The 21049-nt window shown below is 64.7% G+C and carries 24 protein-coding genes and 1 pseudogene; 14 read left to right on the forward strand and 11 right to left on the reverse strand.

The window, feature by feature from the left end:
* Positions 1–133 precede the first annotated feature (133 nt).
* The 3 genes from J4G43_RS08300 to J4G43_RS08310 all read left to right on the forward strand — a co-directional run bounded on the left by J4G43_RS08300 (position 134) and on the right by J4G43_RS08310 (position 1875).
* On the forward strand, positions 134–469 hold the full coding sequence (locus tag J4G43_RS08300; protein ID WP_063985608.1) for a GYD domain-containing protein: 336 nt from the start codon (positions 134–136) through the stop codon (positions 467–469).
* A gap of 385 nt (positions 470–854) precedes the next feature.
* A complete protein-coding gene (locus tag J4G43_RS08305) occupies positions 855–1025 on the forward strand; it encodes a hypothetical protein (RefSeq protein WP_166083903.1) in 171 nt (56 codons plus the stop codon).
* Between the two features lie 535 nt (positions 1026–1560).
* Positions 1561–1875, forward strand: a complete 315-nt coding sequence (locus J4G43_RS08310; RefSeq protein ID WP_208084490.1) for a hypothetical protein — start codon at positions 1561–1563, stop codon at positions 1873–1875.
* A gap of 16 nt (positions 1876–1891) precedes the next feature.
* Here J4G43_RS08310 and J4G43_RS08315 read toward each other — a convergent pair whose 3' ends face one another.
* Complete coding sequence (locus J4G43_RS08315) at positions 1892–2119, reverse strand: DUF2093 domain-containing protein (protein ID WP_014491939.1); 228 nt, start codon at positions 2117–2119, stop codon at positions 1892–1894.
* 194 nt (positions 2120–2313) lie between these two features.
* On the opposite strand from J4G43_RS08315, the gene J4G43_RS08320 reads away from it, so the two are divergent.
* Together J4G43_RS08320 and J4G43_RS08325 are read left to right on the forward strand one after the other, a co-directional pair.
* Positions 2314–3141, forward strand: a complete 828-nt coding sequence (locus J4G43_RS08320; protein ID WP_208084491.1) for a dienelactone hydrolase family protein — start codon at positions 2314–2316, stop codon at positions 3139–3141.
* 220 nt (positions 3142–3361) lie between these two features.
* On the forward strand, positions 3362–3511 hold the full coding sequence (locus tag J4G43_RS08325; protein ID WP_008130160.1) for a hypothetical protein: 150 nt from the start codon (positions 3362–3364) through the stop codon (positions 3509–3511).
* Between the two features lie 184 nt (positions 3512–3695).
* Here the strand turns inward: J4G43_RS08325 and xseA are convergent, their stop codons facing one another.
* Complete coding sequence (gene xseA / locus J4G43_RS08330) at positions 3696–5318, reverse strand: exodeoxyribonuclease VII large subunit (protein WP_208089268.1); 1623 nt, start codon at positions 5316–5318, stop codon at positions 3696–3698.
* Positions 5319–5456: 138 nt separating this feature from the next.
* Between xseA and J4G43_RS08335 the strand changes: the two are divergent.
* The 3 genes and pseudogenes from J4G43_RS08335 (at position 5457) to J4G43_RS08345 (ending at position 7320) form a co-directional block, all read left to right on the forward strand.
* Positions 5457–6466: pseudogene (locus tag J4G43_RS08335) on the forward strand (alpha/beta hydrolase).
* A complete protein-coding gene (locus tag J4G43_RS08340; RefSeq protein WP_208084493.1) occupies positions 6463–7017 on the forward strand; it encodes a hypothetical protein in 555 nt (184 codons plus the stop codon). Before J4G43_RS08335 ends, J4G43_RS08340 begins: the two are co-directional and overlap by 4 nt.
* A gap of 3 nt (positions 7018–7020) precedes the next feature.
* On the forward strand, positions 7021–7320 hold the full coding sequence (locus J4G43_RS08345) for a winged helix-turn-helix domain-containing protein (protein WP_208084494.1): 300 nt from the start codon (positions 7021–7023) through the stop codon (positions 7318–7320).
* Between the two features lie 17 nt (positions 7321–7337).
* Here the strand turns inward: J4G43_RS08345 and J4G43_RS08350 are convergent, their stop codons facing one another.
* Both J4G43_RS08350 and J4G43_RS08355 read right to left on the reverse strand, forming a co-directional pair.
* Positions 7338–7721 (reverse strand): hypothetical protein, encoded by a 384-nt coding sequence (locus tag J4G43_RS08350; RefSeq protein WP_208084495.1) that lies wholly within the window; start codon positions 7719–7721, stop codon positions 7338–7340.
* A gap of 190 nt (positions 7722–7911) precedes the next feature.
* Positions 7912–8175, reverse strand: coding sequence for a hypothetical protein (locus J4G43_RS08355; protein WP_208084496.1), 264 nt, complete (start codon positions 8173–8175; stop codon positions 7912–7914).
* Positions 8176–8447: 272 nt separating this feature from the next.
* Between J4G43_RS08355 and purD the strand changes: the two genes are divergently transcribed.
* Both purD and J4G43_RS08365 read left to right on the forward strand, forming a co-directional pair.
* Positions 8448–9731, forward strand: coding sequence for a phosphoribosylamine--glycine ligase (gene purD, locus J4G43_RS08360; protein ID WP_208084497.1), 1284 nt, complete (start codon positions 8448–8450; stop codon positions 9729–9731).
* Positions 9732–9946: 215 nt separating this feature from the next.
* Positions 9947–10852, forward strand: a complete 906-nt coding sequence (locus J4G43_RS08365; protein ID WP_208084498.1) for an alpha/beta fold hydrolase — start codon at positions 9947–9949, stop codon at positions 10850–10852.
* On the opposite strand, the gene J4G43_RS08370 is transcribed toward J4G43_RS08365, so the two are convergent.
* Positions 10849–11307, reverse strand: coding sequence for a nucleoside deaminase (locus tag J4G43_RS08370; protein ID WP_071909524.1), 459 nt, complete (start codon positions 11305–11307; stop codon positions 10849–10851). The two genes, J4G43_RS08365 and J4G43_RS08370, sit on opposite strands and share 4 nt — an antisense overlap.
* Positions 11308–11426: 119 nt before the next feature.
* On the opposite strand from J4G43_RS08370, the gene J4G43_RS08375 reads away from it, so the two are divergent.
* Positions 11427–13586: a pseudouridine synthase gene (locus tag J4G43_RS08375; protein ID WP_208084499.1), complete on the forward strand. Its 2160-nt coding sequence runs from the start codon at positions 11427–11429 to the stop codon at positions 13584–13586.
* Positions 13587–14141: a 16S rRNA (guanine(966)-N(2))-methyltransferase RsmD gene (gene rsmD / locus J4G43_RS08380; protein WP_208084500.1), complete on the forward strand. Its 555-nt coding sequence runs from the start codon at positions 13587–13589 to the stop codon at positions 14139–14141. It begins immediately after the preceding gene.
* 104 nt (positions 14142–14245) lie between these two features.
* Here rsmD and mutL read toward each other — a convergent pair whose 3' ends face one another.
* Positions 14246–16057 (reverse strand): DNA mismatch repair endonuclease MutL, encoded by a 1812-nt coding sequence (gene mutL, locus J4G43_RS08385; protein WP_208084501.1) that lies wholly within the window; start codon positions 16055–16057, stop codon positions 14246–14248.
* A gap of 242 nt (positions 16058–16299) precedes the next feature.
* On the opposite strand from mutL, the gene J4G43_RS08390 reads away from it, so the two are divergent.
* Positions 16300–16617, forward strand: a complete 318-nt coding sequence (locus tag J4G43_RS08390; protein ID WP_208084502.1) for a ribbon-helix-helix domain-containing protein — start codon at positions 16300–16302, stop codon at positions 16615–16617.
* Between the two features lie 260 nt (positions 16618–16877).
* Here the strand turns inward: J4G43_RS08390 and J4G43_RS08395 are convergent, their stop codons facing one another.
* Genes J4G43_RS08395 through J4G43_RS08410 form a run of 4 tightly spaced genes read right to left on the reverse strand, consistent with a single transcriptional unit; the run spans position 16878 to position 19852 of the window.
* The gene (locus J4G43_RS08395) at positions 16878–18446 is read right to left on the reverse strand and encodes a GMC family oxidoreductase (RefSeq protein ID WP_208084503.1); all 1569 of its coding nucleotides are present in this window, start codon (positions 18444–18446) and stop codon (positions 16878–16880) included.
* A 29-nt stretch (positions 18447–18475) separates the two neighbouring features.
* Positions 18476–19024, reverse strand: coding sequence for a hypothetical protein (locus J4G43_RS08400; protein WP_063985596.1), 549 nt, complete (start codon positions 19022–19024; stop codon positions 18476–18478).
* Positions 19025–19069: 45 nt separating this feature from the next.
* Positions 19070–19465 (reverse strand): VOC family protein, encoded by a 396-nt coding sequence (locus J4G43_RS08405; RefSeq protein ID WP_085403353.1) that lies wholly within the window; start codon positions 19463–19465, stop codon positions 19070–19072.
* Positions 19466–19852 carry a c-type cytochrome gene (locus J4G43_RS08410; protein ID WP_208084504.1) on the reverse strand — a complete coding sequence of 129 codons (387 nt, stop codon included), beginning with the start codon at positions 19850–19852 and terminating at the stop codon, positions 19466–19468. It lies immediately after the preceding gene.
* A 303-nt stretch (positions 19853–20155) separates the two neighbouring features.
* On the opposite strand from J4G43_RS08410, the gene J4G43_RS08415 reads away from it, so the two are divergent.
* Positions 20156–20461: a hypothetical protein gene (locus J4G43_RS08415; RefSeq protein WP_038955600.1), complete on the forward strand. Its 306-nt coding sequence runs from the start codon at positions 20156–20158 to the stop codon at positions 20459–20461.
* 69 nt (positions 20462–20530) lie between these two features.
* Here the strand turns inward: J4G43_RS08415 and arfB are convergent, their stop codons facing one another.
* On the reverse strand, positions 20531–20950 hold the full coding sequence (gene arfB / locus J4G43_RS08420; RefSeq protein WP_208084505.1) for an alternative ribosome rescue aminoacyl-tRNA hydrolase ArfB: 420 nt from the start codon (positions 20948–20950) through the stop codon (positions 20531–20533).
* Positions 20951–21049 lie beyond the last annotated feature (99 nt).

The raw sequence follows: 21049 nt of genomic DNA on the forward strand, positions 1-21049 counted from the left end.
AACTCCCGGCAATCATCGGCGGCGTTTATGCCCACGGCGGGCAACGTACCATCATCATTTCAGATGCGAGACCGTTACGATCAGTTCGGAACGGCCGGAGAGTTATTGCCAAAAGCTCAGAGGAGAACATGCCATGCATTTTTGCCTCACTGGACAATATACACCACGCGCTCTCAACGCCATTTTGGAAAACCCCACGATCAATCGCCAGGAGGCGGCGACAAAACTCATTGAAGCGGCCGGCGGCAAGCTGATTTCGATGTACAGCGTTGCTGCCGACGGTCCGGGCGTTCTGGTGATTTTCGATGTGCCTGATCCGAGCACGGCTCCGGCCATCTCCGGTCTGACCGTCACGGTGGGCACCCTGCAGAACGTGAAACTGACCCGGCTGTTCACGCAGGACGAGATCAAGCAGGTCCGCCAGAACGCGGCGAAGCTGCGCTCTTCGTATAGTCCGCCCGGAGGCTGACATCCGGATCTCAAGCGATGCCGCCGCAATCGTATCGGGCGGCGGCAACGCTTACCTCACAGCAAAAAGCAGGTCTGCGCGCTGAGGCGAGGCGAAGGCCTTCCGGCGTCTATCGACGGACGATGCGGAGGGCGCGTGCTGTGTCCGGCGCCACAGGTCCGACTGAACGTGCTTGCCAGCGGACCCGTCAAGGGCATGCAATCCCGGCTCAGCGGTCAGTCCCCTCACCAGGCTCCAACAGCCATCATTCCGATGATGGTCAGGCACGAGACGCAGGCCACCATGACAGTATAGCATTCGGGTGTATTCATCGCTTGCTCCCAAACTGCCGCCAATTGCTTGGTCACTGCTACGCGGGAGAGTTCGCCGGTCTCGGGCCGCTTCAATGCGGCACGCCGCGACCGGTCTTGCGTTGTGCGTCCGTCCTCTCATCGTCACCCTGATCCGCAAGATGATGATGCGCTTCGGAAGCTTCAGAGCGTTGAGCTATGATCAGAAGCTGTTTCCGCATTTCAGCGAGGCGGGCGCGGCAATATTCACGATAGAGCATGTCTAGTATGGTGGGCATGATCACCCCCATCCTTTGACTTTCGATCTACAAAATATTCCACCGCGAATTTTCGAGGTGATGGTAGCCCGCCAGATGGCTCTTCGATATGAGCCCGTTCACAGACTGCGCCAATTCCAAAGCTCAATGGCCGTTTGGTTGACTTGATTGTCTGCGCGATAAAAGAGCAGGGCTAATTACCTAACACGCAGTTTAGCAGCGCTCTGTTTCACCAAGACTTCGTCAAACAACCTGAGGGCGCCGAACCGCAACGAAAAATCCAACCACAGCGCGAAGTGACTTACTACGGAGTGCAAGCGCGATTCGATGCAACGCGGATCGGCGCGACGGAGATCATTTCGGCGGCGAGGTGCGCAGTTCAGGTGCGCGCGAACATCGTCTCCATCCTCCTGCTGCGCGATAAGCTGTGCCGCTCGTGCGACGCCGGCGGGACAGCTACACTTTGCTCACCCTGTAGCAGCCTACCATTCAGGCAACATTCATCGCTAGACGCCTATCGGTTCCAGACGATCAGGAGGATCCGATGAAACTGCCATCCGCAGCCGTCGCTGCCAGTCTTGTGTGTCTGATCATTGCGCCCGTGTTTGCGCAGACGCCGCCGACGACGGCTCCCGCTGCTCCAACCAGCACGGTGCCAGTCCCCGCGACCAAGCGCGTCACGTGCCTTGCGACGACGCAAAGCCTGAAGGGCCAGGACAGGCGCGATCAGATGCAGCTCTGCATGGCGCAGGCACGGGTCGATTGCCTCAAGCAGGCGATCGATCAGAAGGTCGTCGGCGAGCCCAGGAAGACCTTCATCAAGACCTGCGTGGGCGGAGATGCCACTGAACAGCAATAGAAGCGCAGGCGCGGCCTCACGGCTGTGGCTTCAGCGCGCCGGGGAAATGCCGCTGCAGCACGGCGGCGGGCGTGGCGTAGGCCTCTTGCAGGTCCACGCTCCAGTACTTCAATTCGTCGAGCGGTATCCGCGTGTCGGTGATCGCGCAGCGCACGAAGGTCCCTGGCGAGATCACGCGGAAATCGCCGTCGAGATATTGCACCTGCGCTTCGCCATGGCCCGAGGGGCCGAACTTGTTCAGCACGGTCGAAAGTCTCCGTGGAAGGCCTCTCCGTGGAAAACCCTGGAGGGCACGATGTGTTGCACCGGATTTAGCATAGATAGGGTGGCTTGTCCGCCCGGTAAACCCACCGGTTTGTGATGTTTTGCCGCCGTTTCCGCATGATAGTGCTTCGCGCGAGGGATGGCCGGTTCCGGCATCTTCCACGGCAGAATCCGATGCGCCTTCGACTGACCGCCCTGTTCCTGATGTTGCTGATGTCGGCCGCGCACGCCGCGCCGGCGCCGCAGCAGGTCGACATTCCGCTGTCGTCCGGAATCCTGCATGGGCAGCTCTACAAGCCCGAAGGCGAGGGGCCGTTTCCGACCGTGATCGCGCTGCACGGCTGCGGCGGCCTTGGCAATCATTCAGAATCGGTGCTGCCGCGCTATCGCGACTGGGCGCTGCAATTGCTGAAGGCCGGCAACGCCGTGCTGCTGCCCGACAGCTACGGCTCGCGCGAGCTCGGGCCGCAATGCCGCGTCAAGGAGATGCACATCAAGGCGCGGCGCGAGCGCGTCGCCGACATCGCGGCCTCGCGCGCCTGGCTGATGAAGCAGACTTGGGTCGCGCGCGACCGCGTCAGCCTGATCGGCTGGGCCAACGGCGCCAGCGCACTGCTCTGGGCGGTGCGTCCGCAGAGCGCCGCGCGCGAAGCCGGGCCGGATTTTCGCGCGGCGATCGCGTTCTATCCGGATTGCCGGATCTCCGCCGGCCTCGGCTGGAGCGCGCGGGTGCCGACCCTGGTGCTGATCGGCGCCAATGACGACGTCTCGTCGCCGCCGGCCTGCCGCCAGATGGTCGACGGCGCCCGCGGCCGCAGCGCGCTCACGCGCATCGTAGTCTATCCCGGCGCCTATCACGATTTCGACCGGGCCAATATGCCGCTGCATGCAGCTGCCGGTACCACCGACGCCGCCGCGCCCGAGCACGGCCATCTCGGCACGGACGCAGAGGCGCGCGCGGAGTCGCAGAAGGAAGAAGTCGCGGAGTGGCTGGCGCGGTGAGGGTTTGTAGCCCGGATGGAGCGGACTTGTCCCGCCGTAGCTCGATAGAGCGAAGGCGGAAGCGGGGCCGCCCGAGGAACAAATCTGGCGGACAGCCCCGCATCGACCACCGCCCTGCACGGAGTATGGCCGACCGTGAATCTACGTATCGCGTGTCGCGACGGTTTCAGCAGGTGACGGCGCCTTAGTTCGACCACGATGTCGATTAAACGCAGTCCTCATGCGCAATCGCTTCGTCCTGTTCTCATCCGCACTGATCGTCTTCACCGTCGCGATCTTCCTGTTCGAAGCCCACGCCGGCGCGCCGATGATCGCGCCGGAACATTGCGGCTTCTGGACCACGATCGACGCGGGATTGTCCTGCCGGTAGGCGGGGGTACGCTCGCAATGACGAGGTTGTGGCGACACGCGTCCCCCACACTCACTGTCATCGCCCGGCTTGACCGGGCGATCCAGTACGCCGAGGCTGCTATGATTCACCGAGACGCCGCGGCGTACTGGATTCCCCGCTTTCGCGGGAAATGACACCGAGAGTGGAGCGCTATCCTCGCGCCTCAGAACAACGTGCCCTGATCCACCGGCTTGCCCGCGCGCTTCGGCGCGGGCTTGGCGTCCTGTGCGGCCGGCTTTGCTTGCGCCGGCGCACGCTTTGCCGTCGGCGCCGGGCGATCCGCATCCGCCGTCGCGCCGACACGGCCGTCCGCAAACTCGATCTCGAGGCGTGCGCCGGGACCAATCGCGTCGGCCGAATGCAAGGGATGGCCGGCTTCATCCCGCACCAAGGCAAAACCGCGCGCGAGCACGCCGCGATACGACAAGGCCGAGAGCAGCTTGCCGCTGTTCTCGATGCGGGCATCCAGCCGCTGCAACAACGTGACAAGCGCGCGGCCCGCGCGTTCGGCCAAACGATGCGTGCGCTCGCGCTGGCGGGCAATTGCGTTGCGCTGCGCCTGTGCATTCGAAAGTTTCGAGGCGCGCAAGCGCACCTCCAGCCCGGCGAAACGGTCGCGCCGTTGCCGCAGCAGCGAGCGCGCGGACAGGCCGAGCCGCTCGCCGCACACGGTGAGGCGGTGATCGGCCTGCGAAATCTGCCCGTGCAGCACCCGCAGCGTCAGCTTTGCGCTCGCAGCGGTAAACCGGCGGAAATGCGCGTGCGTGTTGGCCTTGAGGCCGCGAGGTAGCGACGCGCCCGCCGAATCCAGCCGTTGCCGCGGGATTGCGAGCAGATCGCCCGCCGCGGGCAGGGCGCGCGCGGCGGCGCGCAGCTCGCTGCGGCGGCTCTCATGGGCACGCTGCCAATAGGCCCGGGTGCGCCGCGCGAGATCGGCGACCTCGACGAACAGATCGCTGCGCACCGGCACCGCCATCTCGGCCGCCGCCGTCGGTGTCGGCGCGCGCTTGTCGGCGACGAAGTCGATCAGCGTGATGTCGGTCTCGTGGCCGACCGCGGAGATCAGCGGGATCATGCTCTCGGCCGCCGCCCGCACCACGATCTCCTCGTTGAACGACCAGAGGTCCTCCAGCGAGCCGCCGCCGCGTGCGACGATCAGCACGTCGGGCCGCGGAATCTTGCCGCCTTCCGGCAGCGCATTGAAGCCGCGGATCGCGGCAGCGACCTGCTCGGCCGAGCCTTCACCCTGCACCTTGACCGGCCACACCAGCACGTGGCGGGGAAAGCGGTCCTCCAGCCGATGCAGGATGTCACGGATGACGGCGCCGGTCGGCGAGGTCACCACGCCGATCACCTCCGGCAGCCAGGGCAGCAACTGCTTGCGCGCCTCGTCGAACAGGCCCTCGGCGGCGAGCTTCTTCTTGCGCTCCTCCATCAGCGCCATCAGCGCGCCGATGCCGGCCGGCTCCAGCGCCTCGATCACGATCTGGTACTTGGAAGAGCCCGGATAGGTCGTGAGCTTGCCGGTGGCGATGACCTCGAGCCCTTCCTGGGGCTTGAAGCGCATCCGCCCGTGCACGCCCTTCCAGATCACCGCCTCGATCTTGGCGCTCTCGTCCTTGAGCGCGAAATAGCAGTGGCCGGAGGAGTGGGCGCCACGGAAGCCTGAGATCTCGCCGCGGACCCGGACATGGCCAAAGGCGTCCTCGACCGTCCGCTTCAGGGACTGCGAGAGCTCGGAGACGGTGAATTCGGGGGCGTTGAGCAGTGGTTCCGCAGGCGGCATCGGCAAACGATTCGGCATTTTGGGGTCAGACCCGACGTTAAGGATTTTCGCCGCGCGGCGCCAATCCGGGGATTGATATGGAGAGTACTCTGTATTATAGAGTTATCTATAGTTGGTCAGTTCAACGGAGTTTGCACGATGGCGATGCGGTTGCTGCGGGTTCTCTAAGCCTGTTGAAATGGGGCCTGTGCGCGGTTGGCGCAGTCGCGCTGCTGCTCACCGCCCTGATCGCGACGCCGCTGGAGCGGCCACCTGAGATGCGCTCGGTCTCGGACTCCGCCAAGGGGATCGACTGGTCCACCCTCCCGCCGCTGGAGCGCTTCCAGGCCCGCGACGGCACCTGGCTCGGCTTTCGTCACTATGCGCCCAAGGGCGCGGACACTGGACGCGGCGCCATGTTCATCCACGGCTCGTCCGGTTCCTCCGGCACCGTCAATCATGCCCTGACGGCGGCATTCGCCGCGCACGGCGTCGAAACCTGGGCACTCGACACGCGCGGCCATGGCGCCTCCGGCACGCGCGGTGATATCGGCTATGTCGGCCAGCTCGAGGACGATCTGGTCGACTTCGTCGCCCATGTCCGTAAGGCCGCGCCCGATTTGCCGCTGACCTTGATTGGTCATTCCGCCGGCGCCGGCTTCTCGTTGCGTGTTGCCGCGACGCCGATCATGCAGGACCTGTTCGTCCGCACTGTCCTGATCGCGCCCTATCTCGGCTACGACGCGCCGACCAACAAACCGCACGCCGGCGGTTGGGCAAATGCTGACCTTCCGCGCTACTTCGGGCTGGCGGCGCTGCGCAAGCTCGGCATCGAATGCTGTGCGCAGCTTCCGGTGCTCGCCTTCGCCGTGCCGGCGAATTCGGCCAAGTACCTCACCTCTACCTATTCCGACCGCCTGATGCGCAACTTTGCGACACGCGGTTATCGCCTCGATCTGCCCGGGGTGACACACCCGATGACGATTTTCGGCGGCGCCGACGATGAGATGATGATCTCGGACAAATATGCCGAGACCGTGCAGGCGGTGAAGCCGTCGGTCGACGTCAAGATGATCGACGGCGTCAATCACATGGGCATGGTCACCAACCCGAAAGCGGTCAATGCAATCGCCGAGGACGTGGCAACGCGCGGAGCAGGCCAGTCATGATCGACAGCAAGGAGGCGTCTGCAGCGCTGGCCGACATCGACGATATCGTCCAGCGCGTGAAGCAATCGCAGCTCTACGAACTCGCAAGCCTCGCAGCGGTCTGGTGGGGAGTCCTGGTGTTCGCAGGCAATCTCGTGACCTGGCTCTGGCCGGTCTACGCGGTCCACGCCTGGGTTGCCGTGGACATTCTGGGCGTCGGCGGTCTGGTCGGAATCCGGTTGCTCAATCCATCGCCCCGTCCGCATGGTGCCGCCTTCGATGTCAGGCTCGTTCTGGTCTTCGTGCTGTTCTTCGCTTTCGGCTATCTCTGCACCAACGTCGTTGGCCATTTCGGTCCACGCCAGCTCGGCGCGTTCTGGCCGCTCTACTTCATGCTGTTCTATACGCTCGCAGGTCTCTGGTTCGGCTATGCCTTCGTCGCGATCGGTCTCGGCATCGCTGCGCTGACGCTGATCGGTTTCTTCTACATCGGCGAGGCGTTCCCGCTCTGGATGGCGTTCGTCAATGGCGGCGGTCTGATCCTCGGCGGGCTCTGGATGCGGCGGATCTAGCGCATGGCCGAGCTCGACGACATCATCCACCAGCCGCTGCGGCTGAAGATCATGGCGGCGCTCAACGCGCTACCGGTCTCCACCGGCCTGGAGTTCTCGCGATTGAAAAAGCTGACCGGCGCCACCGACGGCAATCTCGGCGCACACATCGAGACGCTGGCGAAGGCGGGCTACGTCTCGGTCGACAAGGCCTTTGTCGGCAAGAAACCGCAGACCACAGTCACCGCCACCGCCGCCGGCCGCGGCGCCTTCGCGCGGCATGTGGCGACGTTGCAGGAGATCATTGCGGGGAAGCAGGTGTAGGCCATCGGCATGACTGCTTACGGTACAAGGTGAGCGTAAAATGGGTCCGTAATAGCGACTGCGTGGATGGTTTTCAGTTGGGTTACTGCCACCGGCGCAATGCCCGCGTTCCGAAGGAGCGAGAGGAGCATCAAGAATTTTGCGTGCGAAATGCGATTTGGAAGTGAAGTGTTGTGAGCAACGATGAATTTTCTGATGGCTGTGAAGCCGGCAACGGTATTAGCAAGCTCGTGGTGAAACTGAGTTACACTTGAAGCAGCAAAGCTCCCTGCCTTGCGAAGTATTGCCTCAAACTTTGGTTGAAGCGGAGAGCCAACGAATCTGGAAAACATTCCAGCGACTAACCGGGTGAGATGCTCGTTGCTTCCCCACATGGAGGCCTTCGTCTCAATAATTGCCATGAGTTCATCGTTCGATGAGTACTTCGAAGCAACCCAGATTTGGGCATACAAGCTCCATATAGCTGTGAGAAGACTTCTCGGATTTGCGCGAGCAGATGATGGACCTTCGTTTTTGTGGGTCCATCGAAACGAACCGAATATCCTTGTACGCGGCGGCCATGCCGTATTTCGAGGCGGGTCCGATAGTGCTTCACCCGCTTACTAAATTTTGGTACGTTTGAAAATCGACGTTCTCAATCTGGGGCACCTCAGTTTCGCCAAAGGCAGCCTCGACGAGTTCGAGTTCTTCAGCTGCCCCAAGGACCTGGGCAATGTAGTCAGTGTAATAAACACTGACGTTCTCCTGCTCGTGCGCTTGTTGGACGGCCACTTCGCACTCGCGCCTGAACCGATCCTCCAGCGTTAGAAACGCTTCTTCGGGATCAAGCGGCAGCTCTTGAAAATCGTAGCTCATCCGGCAGAGCCTCAATTCAAATAGGGCGACAACATACGCTGATCAGAGCGCGATCAATGCTCCCATACCCATCCTGCCGCGGAGACTTTCGAATTGGAACCAGCATTGCGTGGCTTTTCACCGCAATTGGTCTGCTCATGGCCGAATGAATGCCGATTCGCGCCCAAGGCGTGCACCCCAGAATGCCCGGGAGTTTGGGCCGTTCCCCCTTCACACCCGCCCCGATTCGTGCGACCTCCGCCCCCATCAAACCCCTCATTTTCGAGCCCTCGATGCACATTCTCCTGCTCGGTTCCGGCGGCCGCGAACATGCCCTGGCGTGGAAGATCGCTGCCTCTCCCCTGGTGACCAAATTCTGGTGCGCACCCGGCAATGCCGGCATCGCGCGCGAGGCGGAATGCGTGGCGCTCGATGTCGCCGACCATGCCGCCGTGATCGACTTCTGCAAGACGAATGCGGTCGAGCTCGTGGTGGTCGGCCCGGAGACGCCGCTGGCCGCCGGCATCGTCGACGATCTCACCGCCGCCGGCATCAAGGCGTTCGGGCCGAGCGGGGTGGCGGCGCAGCTCGAAAGCTCCAAGGGCTTCACCAAGGCGCTGTGCACCGAATTCGGCATTCCGACCGGCGCCTACAAGCGCTTCACCAACGCCAATGATGCGCGTGCTTACGTCCAGAGCCAGGGTGCGCCGATCGTGGTCAAGGCCGACGGCCTTGCCGCCGGCAAGGGCGTCGTGGTCGCCAAGACCGTGCGCGAGGCCGAGGACGCCATCGCCATGATGTTCGAGGGCGCCTTTGGCGAGGCCGGCGCCGAGGTCGTGATCGAGGAATTTTTGCCGGGCCGCGAGATCAGCTTCTTCGCGCTGTGCGACGGCGAGACCGCCATCCCTCTCGCATCCGCGCAGGACCACAAGCGCGTGTTCGACCACGACGTCGGCCCGAACACCGGCGGCATGGGCGCCTATTCGCCGACGCCGCTGGTCACGCCCGCGATCCACGATGCGATCATGGCAAAAATCATTTTGCCGACGGTTGCCGGCATGAAGCAGCGCGGCACGCCGTTCCGCGGCATCCTTTACGCCGGGATTATGCTGACGACGCAGGGCCCAAAACTGTTCGAGTTCAACGTGCGCTTCGGCGATCCCGAGTGTCAGGTGCTGATGCTGCGGATGATATCCGACATCGTGCCGGCGTTCCTCGCCTCCTGCGACGGGGAGCTTAAGCACTTCGACCTGCGCTGGCATCCGGACTCCGCGCTCACCGTGGTGATGGCGGCGAAGGGCTATCCCGGCGATTATCAAAAGGGCACGCGCATCGAGGGCCTCGATGACGCCGCCAAGGTCGAGACCGCCGAGATCTTCCATGCGGGCACGGTTGAGAAGGACGGCGCGATCCTCGCCAATGGCGGCCGCGTGCTCAATGTCTGCGCGCTCGGCAAGACCGTGACGGAGGCGCAGGCGCGTGCCTATCAGGCTGTCGACCGGATCAACTGGCCGGAAGGCTTCTGCCGCCGCGACATCGGCTGGCAGGCGGTGGAAGCCGAGAAGGCCCGGGGCTGACAGGCTTTTTTCTGCAATACGCGCACGGTGGCATCAAGATTGCCGCGTGCCTCCGCCCCGCCACATCGACATTCCAAAATTGCGCAATCGCCTGTTGGGGTTAGCAACCCTCACAGGTGACCATCGTGCTACTGTGCACGGGGTTGTTTTCGACATTTTTGTTCGAGGCGGCCCAGGACTGACCAGACGGGACTGACCAGATAAGGATGCCGAAGATGTCCGATCTCGCCGACCTCTACCCCGGCTTCGCCTCCGAATGGATCAACACCTCCTTGGGCCGCATCTTCGCCCGCGTCGGCGGCAAGGGGCCGCCGCTGCTGTTGCTGCACGGCTTCTCCGAGACCAACGTGATGTGGCACCGCGTGGCGCCGCAGCTCGCGGACAAGTTCACGCTGATCATCGCCGATCTGCCGGGCTATGGCTGGTCCGACATGCCCGAGAGCGATGCGCTGCACATTCCCTACAGCAAGCGCGCGATGGCCAAGGCCATGGTCGAGGCGATGGAGCAACTCGGCCACGTCCACTTCGCGCTTGCCGGCCACGACCGCGGCGGCCGGGTGTCGTATCGGCTGGCGCTCGACCATCCCGGCCGGCTGTCGAAGCTCGCCGTGCTCGATATCCTGCCGACCTATAATTACTGGGAGCGGATGAACCGCGCCTATGCGCTGAAGATCTATCACTGGACCTTCCTCGCCCAGCCGGCGCCGCTGCCGGAGACGCTGATCTCGGGCAATGGCGAGTTCTTCCTGCGCTTCAAGATGGCGAGCCAGACCAAGTCGAAGACGCTGGACGCCATCGACGAGCGTGCATTCGAACATTACATCGCCCCGTTCCGCGATCCCGCCCGCGTGCATGCGATGTGCGAGGACTACCGCGCCGGCGCCTATTTCGATTACGACCTCGACAAGGTCGATTTCGAAGCCGGCAAGAAGATCACGGTGCCGATGCTGGCCCTGTGGGGTGGCGCAGGCATCGCCCAGGCCGCCGCAACGCCGCTCGATATTTGGAAGCAATGGGCGACCAACGTCGACGGCATGCCGGTGGACTCCGGCCATTTCCTCACCGAGGAGAACCCGGACGTCACCGCAAAGGCGCTGCGCGAGTTTTTCTCGGCGCCTTAACGCCGCTCGCGAAAGAAGTCCTTGAGCAGCCGCGCCGCCTCGCTCTCGCCGACCCCGGAATAGACATCCGGCGCATGATGGCAGGTGGGCGAAGCGAAGAACCGCACGCCGGACTCGACCGCGCCGCCCTTGGGATCGGCGGCGCCGTAATAGAGCCGCCTGACCCTTGCAAAGGAGATCGCGCCCGCACACATGGTGCAGGGCTCCAGCGTCACGTAGAGGTCGCAGTCGACCAGGCGCTCGCTGCCGATCTTTTTGGCGGCCTCGCGTAGCGCAATGATCTCGGCATGGGCGGTCGGGTCGTAATCAGTCAGCGTCCGGTTCGCCGCGGTCGCGATGACCTCGTAATTGCGGACCACGACGCATCCGATCGGAACTTCGCCCGCCTTTCCGGCATTTTCGGCCGTTTTGAGCGCCAAATCCATGAAAGAGGGGGCTTTCAAGCCTCGTATCATCGCCAGAAACCTGCTAGTAGCTCCGCCTTCAGCAAGAGTGAATACCGGATTTGCCTGAGCATGCGGCTCGAAACGAGCGCGCACAATGCTTTCTGGCCACCCCCTAAGTGAGATTATTCATGCCTCGCGACAGCGACAAAGACAACGATTCCCGCGGCCGGCGTGATCGAGGCCCGGGCAGGGGTGGCCCGCCCAAGGGCCGGTCCGGCAAGCCGCGTGGCCCTGAGAAGAAATTCGCCAAGCGCGGCCCTGAGGGCAGGAGCGACGCCCGCCCGCCCCGTGGCGACCGCGACAGCCGTCCGCCTCGCGCCGACCGCGGGGATCGTCCGTTCCGCCGCCGCGAGGAGGGCGATGCCCCGCGCCGCGATTTCAGCGACCGTCCGAAATTCAAGCGCGACGACCGCGGCGGTGAGGAGCGCGGCGAGCGCAGCTTCAAGCCGCGCGGCGACCGCCCGTTCTCCGATCGCGGCGCGCGCGATGGCGAGAAGCGGCCGTTCAAGCCGCGCGGTGATCGCCCGTCCTATGGCCGTGACGACCGTCCGCCGCGGAGCCGGGATCGCGACGATTCCCGTCCCGCCGGCCGGTTCGGTGACAAGAAGTTCGGCGACAAGCGGCCCTATGCGCCGCGTGGCGACCGCCCGGAACGCAAGTTCGACGGTGAGCGGAAGTTTTCGCGGGGAGCACCGGATCGCGAGCGCGACCGTGGGGATCGCAGCGACCGCCCGCGTGACTTCGGCGACCGCCCGCGCGATCGTGGCGAGCGCAGCGATTCAAAGCCGTGGCAGAAGCGCGACGCGGGTCCGCGTGGCGATCGTCCGCCGCGTAAGGACTTCAGCAAAGGTCCGCGCAAGGATTTCGGCGGCCGTGACCGCAGCGAAGACAAGCCCTGGCAGAAGCGCGACGATCGGCAGGGTGGCGGCGATGACCGTCCGCGTTTCTCGCGCTCGCGCGACGATCGCGCGTCCGGCGATCGTCCGTTCCGCGAGCGGCCGAAGTTCGATCGGCCCAAATTCGATCGCCCGCGCGACGATCGTCCGAAATTCGATCGGCCCCGTCGTGATGGCGATGGCGAACGCGGCGGTGACCGTCCCAAATTCAATCGTCCGCGCGAGCGCTCCGAGGGCCGCTCCGACTGGCACGAGCATCCGCGCAGCGAAGGCCGCTTCGGCGACCGTCCGCGCCGTGAAAACGAGGATGAGAGCAGGATCTTCGAGAAGCGCCCCGCCTTCGGTGGCCGCGGCGCCTATCGGGACCGTGATCGGGATTTCGAGGGCCGTCCGCGCCGTGACGAAGCACCGAAGCCGAAGAAGGCCGGCGAGCGTATCGCAAAAGTGCTGTCGCGTGCGGGCCTCGCCTCGCGCCGCGATGCCGAGGAGATGGTCACGCAGGGCCGCGTCGCCGTCAACGGCCGCGTCATCAATTCGCCGGCGCTCGACGTCACCTCGAACGATGTCGTCACTGTCGACGGCAAGCCGTTGCCGGAGCGCGAGCGCACGCGGCTGTTCCTCTATCACAAGCCGCGCGGGCTGATGACCACGCATGACGACCCCGAGGGCCGTCCGACCGTGTTCGACAATCTTCCCGAAGGCCTGCCGCGGCTGATCTCGATCGGCCGGCTCGACTTCAACACCGAAGGCCTGCTGCTGCTCACCAACGACGGCGGCCTTGCGCGCACGCTCGAGCTGCCGGACACCGGCTGGCTGCGCCGCTACCGCGTCCGCGCCCATGGCGACGTCACGCAGGCGCAGCTCGACGAATTGAAGAACGGCATCGAGGTCGAGGGCGTCAAATACGGTCCGATCGAGGCGACGCTGGAGCGCGACCAGGGCGCCAATGTCTGGCTGGTGTTCGCGATCCGCGAGGGCAAGAACCGCGAGGTGCGCAACGTCTGCGCCCATCTCGGGCTCGAGGTGAACCGGCTGATCCGCGTGTCCTATGGACCGTTCCAGCTCGGCGAGGTCCCCGAAGGCCAGGTCGAGGAGATCAAGTCGCGCGTGCTGCGTGATCAGCTCGGTGACAAGGTGATCGAGAAGTCGGGCGCGCAGTTCGACGTGCCGAAGAAATCTTCTTCACCCGACGGCGAAGCGCCGCGCGAGAAGAAGCCTGCCAGCAAGCGTGACGTGATCAACGATCGCAAGGGTCGCCGCGTGCTGGTACAGCGCACCGGGAGCGAGGAAGCGCGCGAGCGCAACGAGTCCGAGGCCAACGGCTACGGCCCGCCGCGCCGCCCCAAACGCGGCTATCACGGCAAGCGCGACCTGACGCCGCGGGAGGACTAATTGCGCGTCGTCGGCGGTCGTTTGAAGGGGCGCAATCTCGCCTCACCGTCCTCGCGCGACATCCGCCCCACGGCGGACCGCCTGCGCGAGTCCGTGTTCAACATCCTCGTGCACGCCTATGACGATCCGATCGAGGATGCGCGCGTGCTCGATCTCTTCGCCGGCACCGGCGCGCTCGGCATTGAGGCGTCGTCGCGCGGCGCAAAGTTCACGCTGTTCGTCGACAACGGCGCCGAGGCCCGCGCGCTGCTGCGCAACAATGTCGAGACGCTCGGCCTTGGCGGCGTGACCAAGGTCTATCGCCGCGATGCGACGGATCTCGGGCCTGCGCATCCCGTCGAGCCGTTCTCGCTGGTGTTCCTCGATCCGCCCTACGGCCAAGGATTTGCGGAGAAGGCGCTCGCGAGCTTGCGCGACGGTGGCTGGCTCACACCGGGTGCGCTGCTGGTGGTGGAGGAGGCGAAGGCTGCGCAGTTCGTGACGCCTGGGGGCTTCGAGGAATTGGAGCGGCGGGCGTATGACGACACGGAGTTCGTGTTTTTAAGGAAGCCGTAGTCTCGCTGCCGTAGGGTGGGCAAAGGCGCAACGCGCCGTGCCCACCAACTTTCTGCGATCGCGGTAGGTGGTGGGCACGCTTCGCTTTGCCCACCCTACGAAGATCATCTCCGCCCGAACAGCTTCTCCACGTCGCTCAGCTTCAGCTCGACATAAGTCGGGCGGCCGTGATTGCACTGGCCGGAGTTCGGGGCGTCCTCCATCTCGCGGAGCAGGGCGTTCATCTCCTCCGGCCGCAGCCGGCGGCCGGCACGCACGGAGCCGTGGCAGGCCATGGTCGCGGCGACGTGCATCAGGCGGCGCTCCAGCGGCAGCGCCTCGTCCCATTCGGCCATATGCTCGGAGAGATCGCGCAGCAGCCCGCCTGCATTGGTCTTGCCGAGCAGCGACGGCGTCTCGCGCACCGCGACCGCGCCGGGGCCGAAGGATTCGATCGCCAGCCCGAACGACGCAAGCTCCTCGCTGCGCTCCAGCAGGCGCTCGACTGTCGCCTCGTCCATCTCGACGATCTCGGGAATCAGGAGGATCTGCCGCTGCACGCCATTGGCGGCGAGCGAGGCCTTCAGCCGCTCGTAGACGATGCGCTCATGCGCGGCGTGCTGGTCGACGATGATCAGGCCGTCGCGGGTCTGCGAGACGATGTAGGTCTCGTGGATCTGGGTGCGCGCCGCGCCGAGCGGGCGGTCAACGAGGTCGCTGACGGGCTGGGTCTCGATCCGCACGTCCGCACTGGGCGCGCCGACATCGAATGCCGCCTGCGCGCGCTCGGCGAAGGCGGGCGCAGCCGATCCGTCGAACGACGGCATCGGCGCGACCGGGGCGGATGGCGAGGCGCGCCAGTCCCAGCTCGCAGGCCGCGGCGTGAAGGCCGGCCGGAACGAGGACAACGCGCTCTCGCCACTGTTGGCGGCCGTGCGCCGGCCCTCGCGCGCGAGCGCGTCCTTCAATCCGTGCACGATCAGCGCGCGCACGAGGCCGGCATTGCGGAAGCGCACCTCGGTCTTGGCCGGATGCACGTTGGCATCGACCTCGCGCGGATCGAGCGTGACGAACAACGCCAGCACCGGATGGCGGTCGCGCGGCAGATAGTCGGCATAGGCCCCGCGCACGGCGCCGAGGATCAGCTTGTCGCGCACCGGGCGGCCGTTGACGAAGAGATATTGCCCGAGCGCATTGGCCTTGGTCAGCGCCGGCGCTGCCGCATAGCCGGCGACGACGACGCCCTCGCGCTCGGCATGGACCTCGATGGCGTGGCTGCGGAACTCCGCGCCCAGAATGTCGCCGAGCCGCGTCAGCCGCCCGGCGGCGCCGGGCAGCGCGGCGGTCCAGGTCACCGGCGCGCGCTCTTCGCCCGCGAGCGTGAAGGCGACGTCGGGCCGCGCCATGGCAAGGCGCCTGACCACCTCGCGGATCGCCTCCGCCTCGGTGCGATCGGTCTTCAGGAATTTCAGCCGCGCGGGCGTTGCATAGAAGAGGTCGTTGACCTCGACGCGCGTGCCATGCGCTAGCGCCGCCGGCATGATCTCGGACTTGTCGCCGCCCTCGACTGACAGCGCCCAGGCATGTGGTTCGCTCGCGTGCCGCGTCGTGATGGAGAGACGCGCGACGGAGCCGATCGAGGGCAGCGCCTCGCCGCGGAACCCGAGCGTGCGGATCTGGAGCAGGTCCTCGTCGTCGAGCTTGGAGGTGGCATGGCGTTCGACCGCGAGCGCCAGGTCCTTCGCGGTCATGCCGCCGCCGTCGTCGGTGATCCCGATTCGCCGACGGCCGCCGCCATCGGTGAAGACGTCGATCCGGCTCGCGCCGGCATCGATGGCGTTCTCGACCAGTTCCTTGACCACGCTCGCCGGGCGCTCGACCACCTCGCCGGCGGCGATGCGGTTGACGACTTGCTCTGGCAGCTGGCGGACGGGCATGGGGCTTTCGATCTGGATTCGCTGACGGCGCTATTCTAGGCCGTGTTGCGTCAAAAGCATGTGTTGGGCAACAGCCGTGTGGCGGGCTGGGGAAGAGGGATGCCTATCACATTGAAGGGATTGGACGTTCGAGAAAATTGCGCAACCGGGACGGAGCGGTCGCCCTGCCTGCCGTCCTGATTGTGGGGGCACGGGCAGCGGTGTAGCATCGTGAAAAAATGGCAACAGGACGGGAGGACGCCATGTGCAATTTCTTCGCGCACCAGCCCCAACGCAACTACGAATCCCAGACCCGCTCGTTGCGGATCGGCGGGCACTGCACCTCGATCCGGCTGGAAATGGCGTTCTGGGACACGCTGGAGGAGATCGCGGCCAAGGAGAGCATGAGCGTCGGCAAGTTCCTGACCACGCTCTACAACGAGGTGCTCGACCATCACGGCGAGGTCAACAATTTCGCCTCGCTGCTGCGCTGCTCCTGCCTGATCTACCGCTCCCGGAGCATGGTGCCGGTGCAGGATTTCAAAGCAACTGTCGCGCCCATCCTCGATGCGGCCGAGTAGCTATCCCGACAAAAGCGCGTAGCCCGGATGAAGCGCAGCGCAATCCGGGATTTAGCTCACCCGCGAGGACCCCGGATTACGCTTCGCTCCATCCGGGCTACGATACTCTCTCCGCCGTCATTGCGAGGAGCCCGCGACAAAATTGCCTAGCAATTTTGCGCTAGTGCGACGATGCAATCCAGGCCGTCACCGCGGTGGGATTCTGGATTGCTTCGCTTCGCTCGCAATGACGGGGAGCGGAAACAGTTTTCTTTGGACCGTCAGATCTCCTTTTTCTGCATCGCGCCGGCGATGTAATCCGCCTGCCGGATCGCGAGCGCGACGATGGTCAGCGTCGGATTGCAAGCCGCCCCGCTGGTGAACTGGCTGCCATCCGAGACGAACAGATTCTTGACGTCGTGGCTCTGCCCGAACTTGTTGACCACGCCGTCCCGCGGCTTCTCGCTCATCCGGTTGGTGCCGAGATTGTGCGTGCTCGGATAGGGGGGCGTCGGATAAGTCACCGTGGCGCCGACGGCGTCGTAGACCGCCGCCCCCTGCTTGTAGGCGTGCGCGCGCATCGCGAGGTCGTTGGGATGGTCGTCGAAATGCACGCTCGCGACCGCTTGGCCGAACTTGTCCTTGACGACGGGGTCGAGCGTGATGCGGTTGGTCTCCTGCGGCATGTCCTCGCCGACCAGCCACATGCCGGCCATCCTGGGATAGCCGTCGAGCGCCGCGGTGAACGGACGGCCCCAGGCGCCGGGATTGAGGAACGCCGCCATGAACGGCAGGCCGATCGACAGCGTCTCCATCTCGTAGCCGCCGACGAAGCCGCGCTTCGGATTGTTGGCGGATTCATCACGGATAATGCCGGCCATGGTGGTGCCGCGATACATGTGCACGGACTTCTCGAACACGGCGTAGACGCTGCCGGTCATGTGCCGCATGTAGTTGCGGCCGACCTGGCCCGATGAATTGCCGAGGCCATCGGGGAACATGGTCGAGGCACTGTTCAACAGCAACCGCGGGCTTTCAATCGAGTTGCCGGCCACCGCGACGACGCGCGCCTTCTGGCGCTGCATCGCGCCACTCTCGTCGGCATAGACAACGCCGGTCACCTTGCCGGAGGCGTCGTGCTCGATCTTGACCGCCATGCTGCTCGGCCGTACTTCGAGATTGCCGGTCGCCTCGCCCTTGGGGATTTCGGTGTAGAGCGTCGACCATTTCGCGCCGGATTTGCAGCCCTGGAAGCAGAAGCCGATCTGCTGGCAGGCGCCGCGGCCGTCACGCGGCTGGCTGTTGATGGCCATATTGCCGGTATGCACGGTCTTGTAGCCGAGCTTCTTCGCACCGGCCTCCAGCACCTTGAAATTATTGTTGCCGGGAAGTCCGGGAATGCCGTTGGTGCGGGTCACGCCCATCTTGTTCTCGGCCTTGGCGTACCATGGCTCGATCTCGGCGAGCGTCACCGGCCAGTCCAGCAGGTTCGCGCCGGGCAGGCCGCCGTAGGTGCTCTTCACCTTGAACTCATGCTCGTCGAAGCGCAGCGACGCGCCGGCCCAATGCGTGGTCGAGCCGCCGACCGCCTTGACGATCCAGGCGGGAAGGCCCGAAAAATCCTTGGCGACGCGCCATGTCCCCGACGTGGTGCGGGCATCGGTCCAGGCGAGCTGGGAAAAGCTCTCCCATTCGTCGTTGACGAAATCCTGGTTCTCGATGCGTGGGCCGGCTTCAAGGATGACCACCTTGACGCCCTTCTGCGCGAGCTCGTTGCCCAGCGTGCCGCCGCCGGCACCGGAGCCGACGATCACCACAACGCTGGAGTCGTTCAGATCGAATTTTGCCATATGCGTTCTCCTGAACCGTTGGGTGAGCCTTAAGCCTTCGGCAGCCAGTCGATGTCGGCAAAGCCGCGGTTGATGTAGCCGCCGTGCTCGGCGGAGGAGCCCTCGTAGCCGAACCGCGGCCAGACCTCTTTCTGGTTGTAGAGCGACACGACGAGGTCGCCGCGCACCTTCTGGAAGAAGTCGCTCTGCTCGATCTCCGTCAGCAGCACCACGCGGTCGGCCTCCCATGGCACTTCGGCGTAAGCCACCTTGTGGCGATCCCGCGCGTTCTGATCGAGCCGCGTGATGCCGTCGCTGATCAGAGACTTGACGGCGGGGTCCTTGGCCGCCTTGCCGTCCCACGGCTTGATCGCGGTGATGTAGTAGCTGTCGCCGAGGACGTCGTGCGGATAGATGTCGCGCGCGACCTTCAGCAGCGTCTTCATCGTTGCGGGCGAGAGCGTGCTGGCATCATCCGCCCAGGCATCCTCGATGCTGACGGCGACGCTGGTCGCGACAGCGACGACCGGAACGGCGGTCGCCGCGCCCTTGAGAAAGACGCGGCGGCTGTGCTTGCTTCGACGATCGACTTCTCTCATGGCATTCCTCCGTAGATTTTGTGATTTGGATTTTTGTGATTTTGATCAGCCGAAACGCCCCCCTCGCTGGATCACCTCGATCTTGTAGCCATCGGGATCGCTGACGAAGAAGAAGCGCGCCAGCGTCTTGCCGTCGTGCTTGAAGTCGCGCAGCGGTCCCGGTGCGAGCTTCTCGCGCTCGAAGCGGGCATGTTCGGTATCGAGATCGTCGACCACCACGGCAATATGTCCGTAGCCGTCGCCGAGCTGGTACGGCTCCTTGCGATCGAAATTCACCGTCAGCTCCACCTCGAAAGGTGAGGAGGGGTGACGCAGGTAGATCAGAGCAAAGTCCGAAAATTTCAGATGGTCGGCGACCTCCAGGCCGAAGGCGCGCTTGTAGAAGTCGAGCGAGCGGGCCTCGTCGAGCACGCGGATCATGGAATGAACGGGCTTTGCCATTCAGTTCAGCTCCTTCAGGTAGGTGATGATGGCGGCGCGCGTCTCCGGCTTCGCCTGCCGGTAGACCATGGTCACGCCGGGAATGACGGCTTGCGGATTGCTCAGCCAGGCGTCGAGCCTGGTCTCGTCCCAGGCGAAGTCCGCTTTCGACAGCGCCTCTGAGTACTTAAAACCTTCGGTCTTGCCGGCGGGACGGCCAACGACCTTCACCAGCGCGGGGCCTTGCCGCGCCGGTTCTGACAGGTTTGTCGTGTGGCACACCGCGCATTGCTGCTTGAACAGCGTCGCGCCATCCGGCGGCTTGGCGGCCGGCAGGGGCATTTGCGCATCGGCAACCCGCGTCACCAGCACCATCGCGGTGCACAATCCAAGCACGACTGCGCGCATCGCCAAGAATCCGCCCATCCACATCAACGTGCGCAAACTCTAGGCGGCGTCAAAGATGCGGTGGTAGTAGCGGGCTGTTTCGATGCGCGCGGAAACACTGGTGGCCGCGTGTGTTCCGCAATGCCTTATATGCGGAGCACAATTCCGCGAAACCGCCGTCAAATCCCTAAACGATCACCACACCATGCGCATTGCATGACGACCGCGCCGCTTGAACTCTCTACGCGATGCAATGACCCGGTGCAGGTGAGCGGCGCAGGATGCAGCCGGGCCATTCGTCGCGGAAAAATCCAGGAGAAATGGATGAAGTTGGTGAAGACCTCGATGATCGCATGCGCTCTGTCGGCTCTCATTGCGACGCCGGTTCTCGCGCAAGGCGCGCCACCCGCCAAGACAGGCGGCACCGTGCAAGGCAAGCCGATGCAAGGCAGCACAATGGGCAGCGGGGATGAGGAGATGAATGCTCAGCCGGGCGCGGCGGGCGAGAAGACGGGGATGAAGTCGACCAAAGGCACCAGGGGCACGGTCGGCACCACCGGTAGCGCCGCGCACAAGGGAACCGCCGACGATTCCGCGACGGGCGGTGCAGCCCCGAGCAAGCGCTACTAGTCCCGCTGGGTGAAGCAAGCAGACTCCGGTCGCCCTGCGGCCGGAGTTTTTTTGACTTGGTCTGCTTTGCTAGTCGTCGAAGCGGCCGCCGCCGCGCCCTGCCTTGATGTCGCTGCGGCGCTTCTTGCCGTCGAGCCGGCGCTGCTTGGAGCCAAAGGTCGGCCGTGTCGCGCGGCGCGGCTTCGGCCGTATCATCGCTTCGGTCAGGATCTCGGTGAGCCGATCGATGGCGTCCTGACGGTTACGCTCCTGGGTGCGGAAGCGCTGGGCGTGGATCACGATCACGCCGTCCTTGGTCAGGCGCTGGCCGGCGATGCGGGCGAGCCGGATCACCGCATCCTCCGGCAAGGTCAGCTTGCGCGTGTCGAAGCGCAGCTGGGCCGAGGTCGAGACCTTGTTGACGTTCTGCCCGCCCGGGCCGGAGGCGCGGACAAAGCCGATCTCGATGTCGTCCTCGTCGATGACGAGATCGCGGGATATCCGCAGCATGATGGCACCATTCGTGATGTCCGGACATATCGCGGACGTCCACGTTCGGCAATGGCGCATCCTGGAAACGCAAATGGCCGGGCGAGCCCGGCCATTTCA

Source organism: Bradyrhizobium barranii subsp. barranii (genome assembly GCF_017565645.3).
GTDB classification, from domain to species: Bacteria; Pseudomonadota; Alphaproteobacteria; order Rhizobiales; family Xanthobacteraceae; genus Bradyrhizobium; species Bradyrhizobium barranii.

What these genes read in the sequence shown, in the direction of transcription:
- J4G43_RS08300 (WP_063985608.1), top strand. Translation starts at nt 134, where the DNA reads ATGCATTTTTGCCTCACTGGACAATATACACCACGCGCTCTCAACGCC.
- J4G43_RS08305 (WP_166083903.1), top strand. Translation starts at nt 855, where the DNA reads ATGCGGCACGCCGCGACCGGTCTTGCGTTGTGCGTCCGTCCTCTCATC.
- J4G43_RS08310 (WP_208084490.1), top strand. Translation starts at nt 1,561, where the DNA reads ATGAAACTGCCATCCGCAGCCGTCGCTGCCAGTCTTGTGTGTCTGATC.
- J4G43_RS08320 (WP_208084491.1), top strand. Translation starts at nt 2,314, where the DNA reads ATGCGCCTTCGACTGACCGCCCTGTTCCTGATGTTGCTGATGTCGGCC.
- J4G43_RS08325 (WP_008130160.1), top strand. Translation starts at nt 3,362, where the DNA reads ATGCGCAATCGCTTCGTCCTGTTCTCATCCGCACTGATCGTCTTCACC.
- xseA (WP_208089268.1), bottom strand. Translation starts at nt 5,318, where the DNA reads ATGCCGCCTGCGGAACCACTGCTCAACGCCCCCGAATTCACCGTCTCC.
- J4G43_RS08340 (WP_208084493.1), top strand. Translation starts at nt 6,463, where the DNA reads ATGATCGACAGCAAGGAGGCGTCTGCAGCGCTGGCCGACATCGACGAT.
- J4G43_RS08345 (WP_208084494.1), top strand. Translation starts at nt 7,021, where the DNA reads ATGGCCGAGCTCGACGACATCATCCACCAGCCGCTGCGGCTGAAGATC.
- J4G43_RS08350 (WP_208084495.1), bottom strand. Translation starts at nt 7,721, where the DNA reads ATGGCAATTATTGAGACGAAGGCCTCCATGTGGGGAAGCAACGAGCAT.
- J4G43_RS08355 (WP_208084496.1), bottom strand. Translation starts at nt 8,175, where the DNA reads ATGAGCTACGATTTTCAAGAGCTGCCGCTTGATCCCGAAGAAGCGTTT.
- purD (WP_208084497.1), top strand. Translation starts at nt 8,448, where the DNA reads ATGCACATTCTCCTGCTCGGTTCCGGCGGCCGCGAACATGCCCTGGCG.
- J4G43_RS08365 (WP_208084498.1), top strand. Translation starts at nt 9,947, where the DNA reads ATGTCCGATCTCGCCGACCTCTACCCCGGCTTCGCCTCCGAATGGATC.
- J4G43_RS08370 (WP_071909524.1), bottom strand. Translation starts at nt 11,307, where the DNA reads ATGATACGAGGCTTGAAAGCCCCCTCTTTCATGGATTTGGCGCTCAAA.
- J4G43_RS08375 (WP_208084499.1), top strand. Translation starts at nt 11,427, where the DNA reads ATGCCTCGCGACAGCGACAAAGACAACGATTCCCGCGGCCGGCGTGAT.
- mutL (WP_208084501.1), bottom strand. Translation starts at nt 16,057, where the DNA reads ATGCCCGTCCGCCAGCTGCCAGAGCAAGTCGTCAACCGCATCGCCGCC.
- J4G43_RS08390 (WP_208084502.1), top strand. Translation starts at nt 16,300, where the DNA reads ATGTGCAATTTCTTCGCGCACCAGCCCCAACGCAACTACGAATCCCAG.
- J4G43_RS08395 (WP_208084503.1), bottom strand. Translation starts at nt 18,446, where the DNA reads ATGGCAAAATTCGATCTGAACGACTCCAGCGTTGTGGTGATCGTCGGC.
- J4G43_RS08400 (WP_063985596.1), bottom strand. Translation starts at nt 19,024, where the DNA reads ATGAGAGAAGTCGATCGTCGAAGCAAGCACAGCCGCCGCGTCTTTCTC.
- J4G43_RS08405 (WP_085403353.1), bottom strand. Translation starts at nt 19,465, where the DNA reads ATGGCAAAGCCCGTTCATTCCATGATCCGCGTGCTCGACGAGGCCCGC.
- J4G43_RS08410 (WP_208084504.1), bottom strand. Translation starts at nt 19,852, where the DNA reads ATGCGCGCAGTCGTGCTTGGATTGTGCACCGCGATGGTGCTGGTGACG.
- J4G43_RS08415 (WP_038955600.1), top strand. Translation starts at nt 20,156, where the DNA reads ATGAAGTTGGTGAAGACCTCGATGATCGCATGCGCTCTGTCGGCTCTC.
- arfB (WP_208084505.1), bottom strand. Translation starts at nt 20,950, where the DNA reads ATGCTGCGGATATCCCGCGATCTCGTCATCGACGAGGACGACATCGAG.